Genomic DNA, 18304 nt, shown 5'->3' with positions numbered 1-18304 from the left:
CCTGGGAGATATCAATAAATGTTATAAGTATCTGGGTATATCATAATATGCATTTTCCCCAACATCCTCGGTTCCGTATTACACTAGTGAGTGCGGTTTTCATCGCTATAGCTTTAATACTCTATTTTTGGCCGCGTCCGGCGCCTTTAACATATATCACTGCAACCGTCCGTAGCGGGGATATTGAAAATGTCGTCGTGGCCGCGGGTAAATTGGATGCCATAGAGCGTGTCAATGTCGGAGCGCAGGTTTCGGGTCAGGTAAAATCACTGAAAGTCGAAGTTGGAGATAGCGTACAAAAAGGCCAACTCATCGCCGAGATCGACGACCTGCCGCAGCGCAACGATTTGCGCAACGCAGAGGCCGCGTTAAATGTAGTCAAAGCCGAATATCTGGCTCGCCAGGCAACGCTTAAACAGGCTGAAGCCGAATTCAACCGCCAGAAAAGGATGCTGAGCAGTGAGGCCAGTTCGCAACAGGATTATGAAAATGCGGAGGCCATGCTCGCTACCACACGAGCCGATCTGCTCGCGTTGCGCGCTCGTATTATCCAGGCGCAAATCGAAGTAGATAAAAAGAAAGTCGACCTCAGTTATACCAAGATTCTGGCGCCGATGAACGGCACAGTCATTGCCGTCATTACCCGGCAGGGTCAGACGGTGAATGCAAATCAAAGCGCTCCGACTATCGTTAAACTGGCCCGTCTGGATGTCATGAATATCAAGGCGCAAATATCCGAGGCGGATATCACCCATGTCGCCGTAGGCCAGAAAGCCTATTTCACCATTTTCTCAGAGCCGGGAAAACGTTACGATGCGACGCTACGCAGCATCGAACTGGCACCAGAGTCGGTCATGCAGGATGATGCATTTTCCGGCAGCGGTACTTCTTTCAGCGGCGGCAACGATAACGCCTCGATATACTACAACGCGCTATTAGACGTACCGAATTCCGAAAACAAATTCCGTATTGCCATGACGGCGCAGGTGTCATTGCTCAGAGCCGAGGCCAGGGATACGCCGTTGATCCCATTGCAGGCGGTGATAAAAAAAACGGGCGATAGACAGGAAGTCCTTATCATTGGCTCGGACAATAAACCGCATACGCGCGCGATCGCTACCGGCATTACCAATAACATTGATGTACAGGTATTGAAAGGCCTGAGTCCGGGTGATCGCATTGTGTTGTCCCCACTAAACGGCCAGGCGGCGGTTATTCCGTGAATTCTATCATCGAATTGCACAATGTTAGCCGCACGTATGCCAACGGCGGCCAGCAATCAAAAGTGCTAAAAAAAATAAATCTGGTCATTGCTCCCGGTGAGATGGTGGCGATAATCGGTGCGTCCGGCTCCGGAAAATCGACGCTGCTGAATATTATGGGGTGTCTGGATGTGCCCGACAGCGGAGACTATTTCATTGGGGGCCAGAATCCCGCCCTCCTTTCCCCGGACGAACTGGCACGCATGCGCCGCGATCATATTGGCTTTATTTTTCAACGCTATCACCTGATGCCCGATACTAATGCGTTGGATAACGTGGAAATCCCGGCTATTTACGCTGGCGTTGACCGCAGGGAACGCCGCATGCGCGCCACCCAACTGTTGGGTCAATTGGGTTTGGCGGGCTATGAGCACCATAAGCCGGGCGAGCTTTCCGGTGGTCAGCAGCAGCGAGTGAGCATTGCCCGCGCCCTGATTAACGGCGGGGAAATTATCCTGGCGGACGAACCCACCGGCGCGCTTGATTCCCACGCCGGGCAAGAGGTGCTGAAAATTCTTTCCAGCCTCAACCAGCGCGGGCATACCGTTATCATCGTCACTCACGATATGGCGGTCGCCCAACACGCCCGACGTATCATTGAACTTCAAGACGGTGAAATAATGGCCGACAGCGGCCAAAAGATCCCGCCCGTCCAAGAACAGGATTTACGCCCGCGCAGCGCGAGGCAATGCTACTGGCGCGGCTTGCTTGACCGCACGCGGGAGTCGCTGCGGATGGCCTTAAAAACCATGAACGCTCACCGGCTGCGAACAGTGTTGACCATGATTGGCATCGTCTTCGGCATCGCGTCCGTAGCGACGGTTGTCGCGCTGGGTGAAGGTGCCCGGCAGCGCACATTGCAATATATCATGGGCCTTGGCTCCAATCTGATCACCATTTATCCAGGAGGGAATTATTCTACTGATAACAAAAGCTTTCGAACATTGATACCTGCCGATGCCGATGCGTTGATTAGCCAGAGTTTTGTCGATAGCGTCAGTCCCGAAATTACCGCCTCAGCATCGATCCGTTTCCAGAGCAAATCGGCCAACGCCTCGATCAATGGCGTAGGCCGCGACTATTTTCACATACGGGGGATCAGCCTTATCGAAGGCGCCAATTTCTATAATGATCTTGATGCACAGCAAGTCGTCATTATCGAGAGTAATGTTGTTAAAGCCCTTTTTGGCGATTATCAGGGCAGTCCGCTAGGCCAGGTGGTTTTTTTGGGGGCCGTGCCGGCAAGAATTATTGGTATAGCTCATAACAACAACAATGTTGCACCGAACATCCTCAATGTCTGGGTGCCCTATACCACCGTGATGCGGCGCATATTGAACCAGTCTTCTCTCAACAGTATCAGCCTGCAACTTAAAGACAACGTATCCAGTGAAGCGGCCGCCAGCGCCATCAGTCAGTTATTGATACAGCGTCACGGCGCCAGGGACTTCAGGCTGTTCAATTTCGATCAAATCCGCAAAGCCCAGGAATACACTTCAATGACTTTCCGCATGCTGATTTTGATGGTGGCGTCCATTTCGCTATTTATCGGCAGCATTGGCGTGATGAACATTATGCTGGTTTCCGTCACCGAGCGTACCCACGAAATCGGCGTGCGCATGGCGGTCGGCGCCCGCAGGAGTGATATCATGCAACAGTTCATGATCGAGGCGGTATTGGTCTGCCTGATAGGCGGCATATTGGGTATTGGCCTATCGCTGGTTATCGGCCCCTTGTTCACCTCGCTGTCGGGCGGCGTGCTGACAGCTATCGACTCCTGGACTACCGCTGTTTTCGCCTTTTTCTGCTCTACCCTTATCGGCATGATTTTTGGCTATCTACCCGCCCGCAAAGCCGCTCGGATGGATCCGGTCCTATCATTGGCGAGAGAATAAATGAAGAAAATCATTCCCCACCTAGGCTTGGCGACCGCAGTTATTATCAGCGCAGGATGCGGAAATACATTGCGCAGCGAATACCAGCCGCCGGTGGTTGATTACCCGACGCACTGGCGGGAGGCCAGTACCACCGGTAAATCAGTCCCCTTTTCCTGGCGCGACTTCAATGATCCGATGCTGGAACGATGGTTGGAGTTGGTCGTATCAAGAAACAACGATTTAGCCTTAGCGACGCTACGCGTATACCAGGCTCAGCTTATAGAAGAGCAGACCGGTATCAAACACGAACCGATCGTGACCGGCTCGGTTGGTTCGGGCAGCAATAGAAGGTTGCGGAATTCCTCCCCCTGGGCCAAGAGCAGTACTTCCACTATCAGCGTGAATTATGAGGTGGATCTGTGGGGTAAATTGGCTCGCCAGCAGGACGCCGCAGTATGGGAGCGTGAAGCCACAGAGCAGGATCTGGATGAAGCCCGACTCATCCTGCTGGCGAATGCCAGCACCAATTACTGGCAGCTTGCATTTCTTAATCAGCGAATCGCCGTCAGTCAACAGAGTATCGACCATGCTAAAGATTCCCTGCGATTGGTTACCGCCCGCTTTCACGCCGGCAATGTCTCTTTGCTGGATATAATTGCCGCCGAGCAAAACGTCACCAACCAGGAAAATAGCCATCTCACGCTATTAAATGAGCATAAACAAACAATGAATATGCAATCGGTGCTACTGGGAGCCAGAACAGGAAGTGAGGTGGTGAACCCTTTACATCTCCCCTCAGGGCCTCTTCCCCCAATCAATTCCGGCATTCCGGCTAGCGTGCTGTCTTGCAGACCCGATATTAAAGCGCTGGAATTACGGCTACGGGAGGCCCTGGCTAATGTCGACACGCAACGGGCGCAGTTATATCCGGCATTCAGTTTAACCGTCGCTCTGGGCACAAGTAGCAACTCCCTGGCGGGGTTGTTAAGTAATCCCATGGCCTCAACCGCCGCCGGGCTAACGTTGCCTTTCCTGCAATGGCGTCAAATGAACATCAATGTAAAAATTGCCCGCAATGACTATGAACAACGCGTGATAGATTTCAAACAGGCGCTATATGAAGCCATGGCCGATGTAGACAATGCCCTGACGCTGCGTACCCGGCTATTGGAACAGGAAAAACTGCTGAACCAGTTGCTGGTACTGGCGCAAAAATCAGAAAGAATGTATGAAATCCGCTATGGCAATGGAGCGGCCCCCATCAACTTTTGGCTTGATGCGCAGGAAACAAGGAGGATGGCGCAGGTAGAGTTGGATGGTAACCGTTATGAACAGTTGCAAAATCTGGCACGGATTTACCTCGAGTTGGGCGGAGGAGATTGCCAATAGACCTCATGCCAGGCTATCCGAGCCTCACTTCATTCATCGGACTGAATGGTCCGCAATCTGACGTCAAAATACAACGCCTGATAAGACTCGACCAGCGACGCCAGCGTCGCACGGTTCAGTCCGCTGGGATTCGGCAGCACCCACACCTGCGTTTTGCCGATCGTCAACGTCTGACGCCCCCATTCAACCTTCCTGATGCCGAAAGCCTGGCTGAACGCTTGCTTGCCCAATACCGCAAGCGCCTGGGGCTGATAGCGCTTTATCTTTTCAATAACGGCTTCACCGCCCAGTGAAAGCTCACTCCGTTTCAATTCAGTCGCTTCCACCGTCGGGCGATCCACCAGCATGGTGATGCCGCATCCGCTATCCAACAGATGCCGCTCCTCTTCAGGCTTGAGTAAACGTGCGGTGAATCCGGCCTGATGGATCACTTTCCAGAACCGGTTATTCGGGTTGGCGAAATGATAACCATGATGAGCGGTCGATAATCCCGGATTGATGCCGCAGAAAACGACCTGAAGATTGGTTGCCAGAATATCCATGAACATGACGTCCCCTTTATGGCGTACTTTCCGCTGTTATCGCAAAATCTGACAATAATAACAACAAGCTATCCTGCATAGAAAACAAACATCCGGCCGAACAGCTATAGACCTCCCCCCACAGATTACCGTATAATCGTCGCCCGTCCGGCCCCTTAGCTCAGTGGTTAGAGCAGTCGACTCATAATCGATTGGTCGTTGGTTCAAACCCAACAGGGGCCACCAGAATTTCAAGGAGTTAGATGAGAAATCATCTGACTCCTTTTTTGTCCTGATTTTTGTCCGGGCAAGCAAGATAGCGATACCTATCCGGTTACGACAGTCGCGGGTTACGAACTCCGCGGAAACCGTACCGTCGCAAACACCAGTTCATCGCCTTGATGATGCGCGTAAACCGGCTCATCTGCCTGCGGGGGCGGATCTACCGGGTCGCCCACGGACGTTTCCACCAGTAATGCGGCAAGTCTTGCCATCAGGCGCGCGGGCAACTCATCACTCACCGCATAGGTCACCGATTTCGCTTCACGGGTGGCATACACCAGCCCCGCCTCACGCAATACCGCCAGATGTTGGGAAAGGTTCGGCTGACGAATGTTCAACTGAGTTTCCAACGCCGATACCGTTTGCGGCTGTTGATGCAGCAACAATGCAATATGCAGTCGGATCGGATGCCCCAGCAGCCGCAGCAATGCCGCCATCTCTTCGCATTGAGTTTCCGTGATCATCGCGGGTTTCCTTTTTCCGCGGATTGTGGATTCGTACAGGTTTTGTAATACCAGTCTGGCGCATTGTCATCCCCCAGCCGGGCGAGCGCGCCTTCCACGGTACGCGGCGGCGGCACGATAATGTCCTCGCCGGGCTGCCACTCCGCCGGCGTATAATACGGCAGCTCATAACTGAGCTTTATCGCTTCAAGCTGGCGCAATAACTCCTGAATTGAACGGCCCGTAGAGATGGGATACCAGTTGATCGACTGAATAACCCCTTTGGGATCAATAAGAAATGTTCCCCTTACCGTACCCGATGAATGTGAGTTACGCGACAACATGCCAAACGCCCGCGCCACGGCCATTGAAGGGTCTTCGATCAGCGGGAAAGGAATATCGACATTGAAATTGACCTTAATGCTATTCAGCCAGGCAAGGTGCGAATAAAGCCCGTCGACCGATAATCCCAACAACTGGCAGTTCAACGCTTCGAAACGCGCGACATTCTGGGCAAAGGCGATCAACTCACTGGTACAGACGGGCGTGAAATCCGCAGGGTGTGAAAACAACAGCACCCACCGCCCGCGATAATCACTCAGGCGGATGTCGCCATGGGTCGATCGGGCGACAAAATCAGGAGCTTCATCATACAAAAATGGCGGGATGCTACAGTCAGGCGATGGCGTATCTTGTTCTGTCCGGATCATAAATCATTTTCTCTGTATACATTCAACACATTCAATATTTCATATATATAAACAGCCGTCACGGGATTGTTTTATGCATATATCAGCAAAACAAAGCTTTTTTATGTCGTTTTCATATCAATATCGCTAAGTGATAGTAGGTAAAAGGCGACATCGCTGCGTTACTTCGCCTTATACATATAAAAATACTTAATTGAGAACACCTGCTATGCATAACACAACACCGGGGCTGATCGTGCCGCCCCTGACGCCGTTCGACGCACAATTGCGCATCGACGAAACCCTGCTACGCCGTCAAATTGACTACGTAGTGGAAGAGTGCGATGCCAACGTTGTCATCGCCGCGGGCGTAGAAGCCCAGGAATATACCTGCCTGACGCTGGAACAGCGTAAGTGGCTGATTGCCAGAACCATTGAGTTTGTCGATGGCCGTCGCCCTGTTGTCGCCGGCATTTCTCATCCTTCATTTCGTATCGCGCTGGAACTGGCCCACCATGCGGCTGCGCTGGGCGCGCAGGGCGTACAGCTTCTCGCGCCTCAGCGCCCTTCCGGCGGCATTCCGTCCGGCGACGACCAGATAAACTACTTCTCTTATATCCTGCGTGAAACAGACCTGCCCGTCATGCTCTACCTCAACGCCGGGCCGGGTGCGGACGTCTCCATCGATACCACGATCGAACTGGCTCGCCTGCCGGGCATTGCCTGGATTAAAGAGAGTTCACGAGATTTATCCCGGGTGTCGCGTCTTATTGAGCAAATAGATAAAGCCGGACTGGCCCGCTATTACACCACAATGCAGATGTTGCTTATCACCCTTGAGTTGGGCGGTTCCGGCGCCACCATGCCGCCCCCAGCCGCCGTGCTGGGGCGTAAATTAATCAACGCCTGGCAGTCAGGCGACCACGCGCGCGCGCGCGCGTTACAGCGCCAGTTTTCGGTGTTTCCCGCCCAGTGGATGAAACACGGTCTGACACCGGTAATGAAAGCCGCATTGTGCTGGCTGGGCGAATCTATCGGTGACCCCTATCCCCCTTTTGCGCCGTTACGCGGCCAGGATAGGGAAAGTCTGGAGCAATACCTGAACACCACCGATTTAACGCGCCAGGAGAAATAACATGCTTAACATTAAACGCTTATCCATCACCGAAGCCGATGTGTTGATTGAAGGGGCCGTGCTGAAATCCCAGGAGCTGGATATTCCGATGTGCATTGCGGTAACGGATGAATCCGGCCATTTGATTGCCTTCCGTCGTATGGATGGCGGCAAAATCACCAGTATTTCCATTGCGGTGGATAAAGCCTTTACCGCCGCCACTGCCCGTAAACCTACCCATATTTACAACCAGTTGTGCGTTTCCGGGCAGCCGACGTTCGGAATCCATATTACCAACGGCGGACATTTCTCGATTATTGGCGGCGGATTTCCGGTCACCGTCGAGGACGATATTGTCGGCGGTATCGGCGTCAGCTCCGGTACGGCGGCAGAAGATAGGGTGGTGGCTGAAGCCGCTCTGGCGTATTTCCATCGGCAATTGCGGTATACCCCATGATGCTGAAGATAGACGCACTGGACTTTGCCGCCAGCGGACAGCAGATCCTGCAAAACGTCAGTCTGCATGTGGCGCAAGAAGAGTTTGTCAGCATCGTTGGCCCCAGCGGTTGCGGCAAAAGCACGCTGCTAAATTTTATCGCCGGGCTGGCCCCGCTACAGGCGGGCGAAATCACGCTGGCGCCTCATACGTTGGGTTATATGTTCCAACAGCATGGGCTGCTGCCGTGGCGTACCGTGCGCGACAATGTGGCGCTGGGGCTGGAAATCATCGGAGCGGAGCAGGCGGATATTCGCGCCCGTAGTGAGCAGATTATTGCTGAAATGGGGCTTGCCGGTTACGAAGATCACTATCCGGCGCAAATTTCCGGCGGCATGTGTCAGCGCGTGTCGCTGGCGAGAACCCTGGTCACCAGACCTGATCTGATCCTGATGGATGAACCCTTTGGCGCCCTCGACGCCCAGACACGCATTTTTATTCAGGAAATGTTCAACCAGTACTGGGAAAAGCACAAGAAAACCGTGCTGTTCGTCACCCACGATCTGGCGGAGGCGATTTTTTTATCTGACCGCATTCTGGTGATGGGCACCCGGCCAGGTCGGGTCGTGGCGGAATATAAGGTGGATATTCCGCGACCACGGAATTTTGACCAGTTGCGGACCGCCCCCCGCTTCAACGAACTGCTGAGCGCCACCTGGCAGGACATCAAAAAGCACGCACGCATGGGGACTGAACGCCATGAATGATCGGCAAAAAATACGGCTGATTCAGATTATGTTGCTGACCGGCGGCCTGACTCTGTGGGAAGCAGGCGTGCGTGGCGGACTGTTTAACCCTTTCTGGGTCAGCAGCCCGTGGCAACTGGCAAGCGCATTCTGGCAGTCGTTGCTGAAAAACGAAATCAGTTTCCACCTTGGCGTCACGCTGCTGGAGGCATTAACCGGCCTGGCGGCAGGCGCCGCAGCCGGCATATTGCTGGGGCTGCTGCTCGGCATGAGCCGCTTTATCGGTAGTGCGCTGGAGCCATTTATCATCGCGTTGAACTGTCTGCCGCGGGTAGCGCTAGCGCCGCTGATTGTGATGTTTGTCGGCATTGGCTTTGCGTCCAAATTCCTGCTGGCGTTTTCGCTGGTGGTGGTACCGATGATGATCAACACCTGGGAAGGCATCAAATCCGTCGATCAGATCCAGTTAAATCTGATGAAGGTACTGCGCGCCAGCCGCTGGCAATTGTTTCGTAAGGTGTTGCTGCCTAACTGTATTCCCTGGCTATTTTCCGGCCTGCGGGTCTCACTCTCGTTCGCCATTATCGGCGCCATCGTCGGCGAGTTTATCTCAGCACGCGCAGGCATCGGTTACATGATGGACGAAGCCGCCGGTGGGTTTGATACCACGGGAATGTTGATGCCGCTGGTGGTGCTGATGCTGGTTTCTTTCGCTCTGGATCGCGGCCTTCTCGCCCTTTCCCATCGCTTCTTACACTGGCGTCACCACGCCCGTTGACTCACTGACTAATAAACCGGAGCCACAATGAAAAAATTATCTCTCGCCACATTACTTCTCACTGGGCTACTGACGGGCCAGGCGCTGGCTGAATCGCTGCATATCGGCGTATCTAATCGTTCACTGCTCGGTTTACCGATCGTTATCGCTAAAGAGAAAGGCTTCTTTGAACAACAGGGACTGGACGTCGCCATCGACTATTTCGCCGGCGGCGTACCTGCCACCGCAGCGTTAATCGGCGGTTCGGTACAGTTCATTGACGTTGCCTTTGAAAACAACATTAAGGCGGTGAAAAAAGGCCAGCCGATTATCAGCATCGTCAACCTGCAAACGGATTTTGCCGGCGCGCTGGTGGTACGCCGTGACGCGCTGAAGGGCCTCGATCACCCTCCCACGGTAAAAGATCTGAAAGGACTGCGAGTCGGTACGCTGGCACGCGGCGGTTTCGCCGATGTCTCCATGCGCTATATCGCCAAAGACGCCGGGCTGGATCCGGAAAAAGATCTGATCCTGACTCCGATTCGCGGCGCCGACAGGCAGCTTACCGCCGGCGAAGCCGGGGAAATCGATGCGGCGTTCGTCATGGAGCCGTGGAATGTCATCGCCGTGGAAAGCTCCGGAAAATGGGATTATGTGCTGGATCTCACCAAAGGCCAGGGGCCAGATGTGTTCCAGGGGCTGGGTTATACCACGTTGCAAACCACCCGCGACTATGTGAAAGAGCATCGTGATACCGCGGATAAGGTAGTGAAAGCGCTGGTGGCCTCGCTGCACTACATCGTACAGCCGGAAAACATCAATACGGTAGCGGAGATCGCCAATAAAGAGTACGGCAACCCAGGAGTAGAGGTGATCAAAACCTCGCTACAGCGCCAGTTACACACCTTCTCACCACAGCTTTCAGAAAGCGCATTGCAGAAAACCGGCCACCTGTTGCTGGAAAGCAAATCCATTGAGGCGCCGTTACCTGCGTTCAGCGAGGTGGTCGATACCTCTTTTGCGCCGCTGTGGAACGTGCAATAACCTCTGTCGGAGAAAATCACCATGACGAAACAGCTCACCCCGCTCGATTACCCGGACAGCCCTCTGTCGCTGGCCATACGTCAGCCTCTGATGCTGGGGCTTTTTCTGCCCACCCAGACGGGGGGCTTCTCTCAGTCCACATACCCTCGTGAGACGGATTGGTCATTTGACTACAATGCAAAACTGACGCTGACGGCAGAACGCCACGGTTTTGATTTTGTGTTCAGCCTGCAACAGTGGGTACAAAAAGGCGGTTTCGGCGGCGAAGCGCATTACCGGGAGAATTTCCTCGATCCCTTTATTACCACCGTGGCGTTAAGCTCGCTGACCAAACGAATTATTACCATTTCAACGGTAAATGTGCTGTACGGCAATCTGCACCCGTTGTATCTGGCGCGTTTCGCGGCGACGGCCGATCATATCGCTCAGGGCCGTTTTGGACTGAATATCGTCACCGGCTACGATGCCAAAGAGCCGCTGATGTTCGGCATGACGCGCCCCGACCACGATACGCGTTATCAACAGGCGGGCGAATTTTCCCAGGTGATGGAAATCTTATGGCATGGCGAAGATAACCTGACGTTCAACGGCCAGTATTATCAGTTGCAGCAGGCATATATCTCTCCGCGCCCGCGCTATGGCCGCCCGATTATGGTTTCCGCCAGCGCTTCGCCCGCGGGGTTCCATTACGCCGCACAACATTCGGACATTGTGTTTACGTCTAGTCCGGCGGGGGCGGTGTTGGATCAGGCGCTCCCTGCCCTGCCCGCACATACGGAAAGCATCCGCGCGGCATATCGCAAAACCGGGCGTGAAGCGAAAATCATTATCTTCCCACTGATTATTTGCCGTCCGACGCGCGAAGAGGCGCTGGCATACCGTGATGCGATTGTTGAACGCGCGGACAGAGAGTCCATCGCCGCCTACACCGCACGCCATAGCGGTGGCGACGCCCATGGCTGGAAGCAGCACTACCCGGCGGATCGCGTGCTGGGCGGGCATATCCAGATTGTCGGTTCCCCCGCCGACGTCGCCGATGCTCTGGAGCAACTGCACCAGGCCGGAATTGATGGCGTGCAGATCGGTTTTTATGACTATGAACCAGAGCTGGCGTTTTTCGCCGCCGAAGTGCTGCCGCTGCTGAAAATCCGTGGTCTGAGGCGGGACGACCAATGAGCGAGGGATTAATTCTTAACGTCACAGTACTGGGTCTGGGGATGCATCCCGCCGCCTGGCGATACGGCGAACGCGCCGGAGATGCCTACCTGCAAAGGGATTACTACCAGGGCATCGCCCGCACCGCAGAAGAAGGCAAACTCCACGCCGTGTTTCTCGCCGATACGCTGGCCGCGGGTGAAGAAGCCTATCAGCGCCCCAACCTGGGGGCGATGGATCCGGTAACGGTCTTAGCCTCACTGACGGCGGTGACAACACATATCGGGCTGGTCGGCACCGCCTCAACCACCTTTAACGATCCGTTTAACCTCGCTCGGCGCTTTATGAGTCTGGACCATCTCAGTCACGGACGGGCAGGCTGGAATATCGTCACTACCTTTGTACCCGACGTGGCGGCGAATTTCGGTCAACAGGCGTTACCGCCCGGCGAGGTACGTTATCAGCGGGCGGAGGAGTTTGTCGATGTGGTGCGCGCACTATGGGCAAGCTGGCAGCCGGATGCGCTTATCGCCGATAAAATCAACGGCATTTTTGCTGATCCGACGCGTATCCACGCCATTCATCACCAGAGCGCACATTTTAATGTTCAGGGGCCGCTCACTCTTCCGCCTTCGCCTCAAGGCCGGCCGATACTGTTCCAGGCCGGATCTTCCACGCCAGGGCGGGCGTTGGCGGCACGCACGGCGGATGTGATATTCACCGCGCAAAATACCTTAAACAGCGCGCAGGATTTTTACCGTGATATGCAACAACGCGCACAGTTGCACCGTCGCCAGTTAAAGATTCTGCCCGGACTGATGCCGATTATCGGCGCCACAGAAAGTGAAGCGCTGGCGCGCAAAGCGCAACTCGATGCGCTAAGCGGCGACAGCGAACTGAAAAAGCTGGCGTTGCGACTGGGGATTTCCGTCAATGATCTGCACCTCGACCAGCCGCTACCGGTGGAAAAAATCCTCGCTAATCATGAATTTCGCGGAGCTGAAGGCTTCCGCCAGGCTGCGATTCGCCTGGCGACAGAAGAAAATCTGACGGTACGGGAACTGTTATATCGCAATGGCGGCGGACATTTACAGGTTATCGGCACGCCACAGCAGATCGCTGATGTTATCGAACACTGGTTCCGTCATCACGCGGCCGATGGTTTTAACCTGATGATCGACTCCCTGCCTGATGGCCTGCACCGTTTTGTCGAGTCCGTCGTACCGTTATTGCAAAAACGCGGGCTGTTCCACAAGGACTATGCTGGGCGCAGCTTACGAGAAAATTTGCGGCTTAACCGCGAGGAGAATACCAATGATTGACTACCGCTTTGATAATCGCGTTGCCCGCCTGACGCTGAACACGCCACAGACCGGCAACCGCTTCACCCGGCAGTTAATGCTGGATTTTATCGCCGGCATCCGCAAGGCCGCGGAGCAAAAAGCCGACGTGCTGGTGATTGACGCGAAAGGCGATGATTTCACGCTGGGACGAGATCAGAGTGAACGACTGCCTGATGTCCCGCTGCGTCAAAACCTGGGACTTATCCTTGAAGCCAATGCCGCCTTACGCAACTTTCCTGGCGTCAGCATCGCGCTGATTCAGGGGCCGGCGCTGGGATTTGGCTCCGGACTCGCGCTGCACAGTACGATTTCCCTTGCCGTCCAAAGCGCGCAGTTTGGTTTTGATGAAATTGCCCATAATCTGGCGCCGCTGATCGTGGCGGCCTATCTGCCTTATTTTATTCCGCCGCGCGCGGCGGAAGAACTGCTGCTGACCGGACGGCGAGTCGACGCCGAAGAGGCGCTACGCCTTGGTTTAATCAGCCGTATCGTGGAGGATGATGCGCTGCAATCCAGCGCCGATGCGCTTATCGAATCACTGCTTCATTCCTCTGCCGCGGCGCGCGTTATCCGCCGATATACCCAACGCCTGCCAGGTTATCCCTCTGCGGAATTAAGCCGGCAGGCAGTAGAAGATCTTGCCCTCTGGGTAGAACAGGGGAAACCCTGAGCCAAAATCCGCCGCCGGACGCGGCCGATGGCTCGCAATCGGCCGTATCCGGGCAAGATTACTTTTCCTTCTGCTTCGCCAACCAGGCCTGCATCTGGTCGATTTCCGGCTGCTGCGCGTTGATAATATTTTCCGCCAGCTTGCGTAGCTCCGGGTCTTTACCGTATTTCAACTCCGTTTTTGCCATCTCTATCGCCCCCTGATGATGCGCAATCATCCCTTTGGCGAACGCCACGTCAGGGTCGCCGGACTGCATGCCTTCCTGCATCTGGGCGTGCATCTGATCCATGCCCTGCATATAAGCCTGCTGCGACTCGGTCGGATGCGCGGCATGATGGCCGCTGTGCGCGCCGTCGGCCGCAAAAACAGACAAGGGAAGCAAGAGACCGCCCGCGATCAATAAATGTATTTTCTTCATCATTACCTCTATTTCCAGCCGTTCGGGATAGCCGGTTAAAGGTAGGGCTTCCCCTTAGGGGAAGGTCAAGAAAACCCGCTGAAAAATATCCGTCGGTGATTCGTCGCGTGCCTGATAAACCTGATTCAGGCGAAAAGGAGAGGACAACATCATCAAGCGGGAAACGGCTTTCGTTCGCCAGGCGATAAGAAAAACCGCCGGACCTATCCAGCGCGATAACTCACAGCGATGGATAAATCCGGCGGTCTTGAGGATGATGCCGTTGCTTACTCAGCCGGCAATGGCTTAGCGTCTGGCAAGGGTTTAGCATCCGGTTTTGGCGGCTGCGTCAGGCGTTTTTCAAAATTATCGTTGTACTGCTTCTTCTGCTCAGGCGTCAGAATATTATAAATCTTGTTCTGGGTTTCCAATCTGCTCAGCTGTTGCGCTTTGCGCGCGGCGTCGGCCTTATCCAACTGCGCCTGCGCTTTTGCCGCGTCAAAGGTATCGGATGCGATCAGATTATGGATTTCCCGGCGTTCCTCCGCGATGGATTGACGCGCCTGGTCGTGAGAGGCCTGCAAAATCTCTTTCACTTGCTGTTTCTGGGCCTCGGTCAGGTTCAGCTCTTTGAACGGCGCCTCATGGTGCGGGCCGCGCGGGCCTTTGCCGTCTTTTACCACTCTGGCTTCATGATGACCTTTGGGCGCATCATCAGCGTGAGCGATACCTGCCGTCCCCAACGCCAACGAAGAGGCGATCAGAAGTGCTGTTAATTTACGCATAATTTATCCTTCTATCAGGTGAACCATTGACGATCATTGTCGTGCTATCGGAAGGAAGTATAGGCCCCACAGTTTCAGTTAATTAGAGCAAGGGTAAATATCTGCAAGCCATTCATTCACATTTCTGGCAAATATGAAGAAGATGAAGATAATTTGCAGGAAATCGACAGGATTACGTTAAGCCGCACATAATCCCTCAGCCAGAACAGAGACCGCCGGGAAGATTAAGGCAGCGAATGGAGAAACGCTGACGCGTCTTTTGCCAGCGCATCAAGATGGGCGCTGATAATTTTGACTTTATGCAGCAGCGGATTTCGCTCCGGCGAACTATCCACCGCGTTCAACTGGGCGACAAGCTGTTTAATCTGATCGTCAAGCTGTGTTTCACGCTGCCTGGCCTGCGCCAACTGCTGCTGTAGACGCTGATAATCCTGCTGCCAGATCCGCTGCTGTTGCTGCACGCTGCGCTCCAGTTCCTGAAACGCGCCGTCCAGTCGTGTCTCCAATTCTTCAATCCACATAGAGATTCCTTCGCCTGATTATCTCGCGAATTATAATGGCACTCTCCCCCAACAACAAACAATCTAGCCAGTCATTATCCATACGTGCGCTTTTTCGCATCCCGCTGACTGGAGCCAGGGCGCATCGGCAATCGAGTGCGCCCCGCCACGCGGTCTAGCGGGTCGTTGCGGTTTTCACCGCCCGCAGCACGACAAATTTTGCGTTGCCGGCGATCACTTCGCAATTGCCGAACAAACGCTTCAGTTTGTGAAAATAATCCAGATGACGATTGCCGACGATGCGTAATTCTCCCCCGACCTCAAGACAACGGCGGGAGTCGAGGAACATTTGCCAGGCGATATGATCGGTGACGGCCTGCTGCTGATGGAACGGCGGATTACACAGCACCGCCTGCAAGCTGTCCCGCCCCACGCCGGACAAGCCGTGATTGACGGCGAATCCACAGCGCGCCATATCCTGCGGACGATTAACGTCAACATTCATCCGGCTGGACGCTACCGCCATATAAGATTCATCAAAGAAGCTGACGGCCGCATCCGGGTTAAGCGCCAGCGCCGCCAGCCCAATCACCCCGTTGCCGCAGCCTAAATCGACGATTTTCCCATCGATATCCCGCGGCAGATGCTGCATAAAGAAACGCGCGCCGATATCCAGCCCGCCGCGTGAAAACACATTGGCGTAGTTGTGGATGCGGTAACCATACTCTTCCAGTTCCCAGACCGTCGTCGGCGACTGCCCGCCCACTTGCAAATCCGCGACTTCACAATGGATCAAGCGCGCTTTTTTCCAGGCGAGCGACGTTTTTGTCGGCCCGAGGATGCGTTCGAACAACTGTAATGTCGAGGTATGAATATCGCGCGCCTTGGCGCCTGCGATAATGCGCGTCTGCGGCGTGACCACCGTTCTCAGCTTGCGTAGCTGATATTCCAGCAGCGCCATGGTTTTCGGTATCTTGATCACCACCAATGCGGGCGCATCGGGTAAATCCGCCAGACTGTCCAGCAGTTCCACGGCATCGGCCTTAACGTCGTTCAATGCCAGGTTATGCCGGGTGGCCAGTTGGCTCATGTAAGAATCGCTGATGCTCACCGGCGATTGAGCCTGCAATCCGCAGGCCAATGCGCCGAAGGCATCATTAAAAATCAGCCGCGGCCCAGGCGCGACCTCCATGGATGAAAGCTCGCGCAGCAAAAACTCATCCGCCGCTTCCCACGCCTGTAACGCCGTGTTATCTGCTACCTGAGGATAACGCACCAGCGTCAGATTACGCGTTTCCAATTCGAGCTGGCTCATCGGCCCCTCCTGAATCACAAAATTTGCGCTGTTTATCCCTTAAAATGGCGCGCCAGTAAATGTTTTTACCCGATAACGCGGCAAAAACAGCGTTAATTGTACGTCAACGATCACACTACCTTGCAATTTTGCGCAAATCACGCTTTCCTTAATGGGCAGACTTCGATGTGATAGCGACGATATTTATTTGACCTGGATCATAAATTCGCCTATCGTCTGACCAGCAAAGGGGAGTAACTTTTCCGCCGGTTAATCGTCATTACGGTGCGTCACGCATCCGGTTGCCGGGCAACTTTAATCAGATTACTGCATTAATGTTGTAAGTGAGACCTTGCCGGAAGGCGAGGTGCATTTGCAGCTTTAATGATAAGCGGCCAGCGCCTTTCGACGTTGGCCGTTTTTGTTTTCGTTTAAAGGATATTGCTATGCACACCATTGGCACGCCATGGTTATGGGGCAGCTTCGCCGTTATTGTTATCGTTATGCTGGCCATCGACCTGCTCTATCAAGGGCGTAAGGGATCGACGGTAATGACATTCAAACAGGCCGCCGTCTGGTCCATTGTTTGGGTGACGCTTTCTTTGCTGTTCAATGCGGGCTTCTGGTGGTATCTGGACGGTACGCTGGGGCGCGAGGTCGCCAATACGCAATCGCTGGCCTTCCTGACCGGTTACCTGATTGAAAAAGCGCTGGCCGTCGATAACGTATTCGTCTGGCTGATGCTGTTCGGCTATTTCTCCGTTCCGCCGCAATATCAGCGCCGGGTGCTGGTTTACGGCGTGTTGGGCGCGATCGTTCTGCGAACGCTGATGGTCTTCGGCGGCAGTTGGCTGGTGACGCAGTTCCAATGGCTGCTGTACGTATTCGGCGCATTTCTGCTGTTTACCGGCATCAAAATGGCGCTGGCCAAAGAAGACGGCAACGACATCGGCGACAAACCGATGGTACGCTGGCTGCGCGGACATTTGCGCATGACCGACCGCATTGAAAACGATCGGTTCTTTGTTCGCCGTAGCGGGTTGCTGTACGCCACGCCGCTGTTTCTGGTGCTCATCCTGGTCGAAATCAGCGATGTGATTTTCGCCGTCGACAGTATCCCGGCGATTTTCGCCGTGACGACCGATCCCTTTATCGTATTAACCTCAAACCTGTTCGCCATTTTGGGTCTACGCGCCATGTACTTCCTGTTGGCCGGCGTGGCGGATCGCTTCTCCCTGCTGAAATACGGCCTGGCGGTCATTCTGGTATTCATCGGCGCCAAGATGATGCTGATCGACCTCTTCCATATCCCAATCGCCGTTTCGTTGGGCGTGGTTGCCGGCATCCTGGTCGTCACCATGCTGATTAATATTTGGGTCAACCGCCGCCAGGCGCGATAACGCCCGCACCTCACGCTTGCCGTACAGCAATGCCTGTACGGCGCCGCGCTAAAATTCGACACAAGGCAGAAAAAACGTTTCTGCCTCTTCTCCTTGTATCATTTTTTCATATACTGACACGCGCAAACATATTTGGTTACGGAATAGAAAGAAATCCGGCGCTACGGCCGTCAGAGATTTCACGCCCGTAAAACACAATC

19 protein-coding genes and 1 tRNA gene are annotated in these 18304 nt (G+C 54.4%); 13 read left to right on the top strand and 7 right to left on the bottom strand.

Features of this window, described 5'->3' with window-relative positions; genetic code table 11:
• Positions 1-47: 47 nt before the first annotated feature.
• From ABRZ28_RS10290 to ABRZ28_RS10280, 3 genes are read left to right on the top strand one after another with little or no spacing between them, the layout of a single operon-like run.
• Positions 48-1223: an efflux RND transporter periplasmic adaptor subunit gene (locus ABRZ28_RS10290; RefSeq protein ID WP_330520206.1), complete on the top strand. Its 1176-nt coding sequence runs from the start codon at positions 48-50 to the stop codon at positions 1221-1223.
• Positions 1220-3157, top strand: coding sequence for a MacB family efflux pump subunit (locus tag ABRZ28_RS10285; RefSeq protein ID WP_330520205.1), 1938 nt, complete (start codon positions 1220-1222; stop codon positions 3155-3157). The genes ABRZ28_RS10290 and ABRZ28_RS10285 overlap by 4 nt, the downstream gene beginning before the upstream one ends.
• Complete coding sequence (locus ABRZ28_RS10280) at positions 3158-4528, top strand: TolC family protein (protein WP_330520204.1); 1371 nt, start codon at positions 3158-3160, stop codon at positions 4526-4528.
• Between the two features lie 29 nt (positions 4529-4557).
• Here the strand turns inward: ABRZ28_RS10280 and mug are convergent, their stop codons facing one another.
• Positions 4558-5076 (bottom strand): G/U mismatch-specific DNA glycosylase, encoded by a 519-nt coding sequence (gene mug, locus ABRZ28_RS10275; RefSeq protein ID WP_330520203.1) that lies wholly within the window; start codon positions 5074-5076, stop codon positions 4558-4560.
• A 143-nt stretch (positions 5077-5219) separates the two neighbouring features.
• On the opposite strand from mug, the gene ABRZ28_RS10270 reads away from it, so the two are divergent.
• Positions 5220-5295: transfer RNA gene (locus ABRZ28_RS10270), tRNA-Ile, on the top strand.
• 104 nt (positions 5296-5399) lie between these two features.
• Here ABRZ28_RS10270 and ABRZ28_RS10265 read toward each other — a convergent pair.
• Both ABRZ28_RS10265 and ABRZ28_RS10260 read right to left on the bottom strand, forming a co-directional pair.
• Positions 5400-5795, bottom strand: a complete 396-nt coding sequence (locus ABRZ28_RS10265; protein ID WP_319604125.1) for an ArsR/SmtB family transcription factor — start codon at positions 5793-5795, stop codon at positions 5400-5402.
• A complete protein-coding gene (locus ABRZ28_RS10260; protein ID WP_319604124.1) occupies positions 5792-6484 on the bottom strand; it encodes a peroxiredoxin in 693 nt (230 codons plus the stop codon). Before ABRZ28_RS10260 ends, ABRZ28_RS10265 begins: the two co-directional genes overlap by 4 nt.
• Positions 6485-6692: 208 nt before the next feature.
• Here ABRZ28_RS10260 and ABRZ28_RS10255 point away from each other — a divergent pair, with 208 nt between their 5' ends.
• The 8 genes from ABRZ28_RS10255 to ABRZ28_RS10220 are packed head-to-tail and all read left to right on the top strand — an operon-like array spanning position 6693 to position 13728.
• Positions 6693-7598: a dihydrodipicolinate synthase family protein gene (locus tag ABRZ28_RS10255; RefSeq protein ID WP_330520202.1), complete on the top strand. Its 906-nt coding sequence runs from the start codon at positions 6693-6695 to the stop codon at positions 7596-7598.
• A gap of 1 nt (position 7599) precedes the next feature.
• A complete protein-coding gene (locus tag ABRZ28_RS10250) occupies positions 7600-8034 on the top strand; it encodes a GlcG/HbpS family heme-binding protein (protein WP_319604122.1) in 435 nt (144 codons plus the stop codon).
• On the top strand, positions 8031-8780 hold the full coding sequence (locus tag ABRZ28_RS10245; RefSeq protein ID WP_319604121.1) for an ABC transporter ATP-binding protein: 750 nt from the start codon (positions 8031-8033) through the stop codon (positions 8778-8780). The genes ABRZ28_RS10250 and ABRZ28_RS10245 overlap by 4 nt, the downstream gene beginning before the upstream one ends.
• Positions 8773-9537, top strand: a complete 765-nt coding sequence (locus ABRZ28_RS10240) for an ABC transporter permease (RefSeq protein WP_319604120.1) — start codon at positions 8773-8775, stop codon at positions 9535-9537. Before ABRZ28_RS10245 ends, ABRZ28_RS10240 begins: the two co-directional genes overlap by 8 nt.
• 27 nt (positions 9538-9564) lie before the next feature.
• Positions 9565-10560, top strand: coding sequence for an ABC transporter substrate-binding protein (locus ABRZ28_RS10235; RefSeq protein ID WP_319604119.1), 996 nt, complete (start codon positions 9565-9567; stop codon positions 10558-10560).
• Positions 10561-10581: 21 nt separating this feature from the next.
• Positions 10582-11736: an LLM class flavin-dependent oxidoreductase gene (locus ABRZ28_RS10230; protein ID WP_319604118.1), complete on the top strand. Its 1155-nt coding sequence runs from the start codon at positions 10582-10584 to the stop codon at positions 11734-11736.
• Positions 11733-13037, top strand: coding sequence for an LLM class flavin-dependent oxidoreductase (locus tag ABRZ28_RS10225; RefSeq protein ID WP_330520201.1), 1305 nt, complete (start codon positions 11733-11735; stop codon positions 13035-13037). Before ABRZ28_RS10230 ends, ABRZ28_RS10225 begins: the two co-directional genes overlap by 4 nt.
• Positions 13030-13728, top strand: a complete 699-nt coding sequence (locus tag ABRZ28_RS10220) for an enoyl-CoA hydratase/isomerase family protein (RefSeq protein WP_330520200.1) — start codon at positions 13030-13032, stop codon at positions 13726-13728. The genes ABRZ28_RS10225 and ABRZ28_RS10220 overlap by 8 nt, the downstream gene beginning before the upstream one ends.
• A 58-nt stretch (positions 13729-13786) precedes the next feature.
• Here the strand turns inward: ABRZ28_RS10220 and copM are convergent, their stop codons facing one another.
• The 4 genes from copM to rlmG form a co-directional block, all read right to left on the bottom strand.
• Positions 13787-14146, bottom strand: coding sequence for a CopM family metallochaperone (gene copM / locus ABRZ28_RS10215; protein ID WP_442878686.1), 360 nt, complete (start codon positions 14144-14146; stop codon positions 13787-13789).
• A 266-nt stretch (positions 14147-14412) separates the two neighbouring features.
• Complete coding sequence (gene spy, locus ABRZ28_RS10210; RefSeq protein WP_319604114.1) at positions 14413-14910, bottom strand: ATP-independent periplasmic protein-refolding chaperone Spy; 498 nt, start codon at positions 14908-14910, stop codon at positions 14413-14415.
• Positions 14911-15134: 224 nt separating this feature from the next.
• Positions 15135-15431 (bottom strand): hypothetical protein, encoded by a 297-nt coding sequence (locus ABRZ28_RS10205; RefSeq protein WP_319604113.1) that lies wholly within the window; start codon positions 15429-15431, stop codon positions 15135-15137.
• 154 nt (positions 15432-15585) lie between these two features.
• A complete protein-coding gene (gene rlmG / locus ABRZ28_RS10200; RefSeq protein ID WP_330520198.1) occupies positions 15586-16725 on the bottom strand; it encodes a 23S rRNA (guanine(1835)-N(2))-methyltransferase RlmG in 1140 nt (379 codons plus the stop codon).
• A gap of 425 nt (positions 16726-17150) precedes the next feature.
• On the opposite strand from rlmG, the gene ABRZ28_RS10195 reads away from it, so the two are divergent.
• Positions 17151-18104 carry a TerC family protein gene (locus ABRZ28_RS10195; RefSeq protein WP_330520197.1) on the top strand — a complete coding sequence of 318 codons (954 nt, stop codon included), beginning with the start codon at positions 17151-17153 and terminating at the stop codon, positions 18102-18104.
• The last annotated feature ends 200 nt before the right edge of the window (positions 18105-18304 follow it).

Origin of the sequence: Brenneria sp. g21c3 (assembly GCF_040240345.1) — a bacterium.
Lineage (GTDB): Bacteria > Pseudomonadota > Gammaproteobacteria > Enterobacterales > Enterobacteriaceae > Brenneria.
The sequence above is the reverse complement of the archived record's forward strand: the minus strand, read 5'-3'. Positions and strand labels throughout refer to the sequence as shown.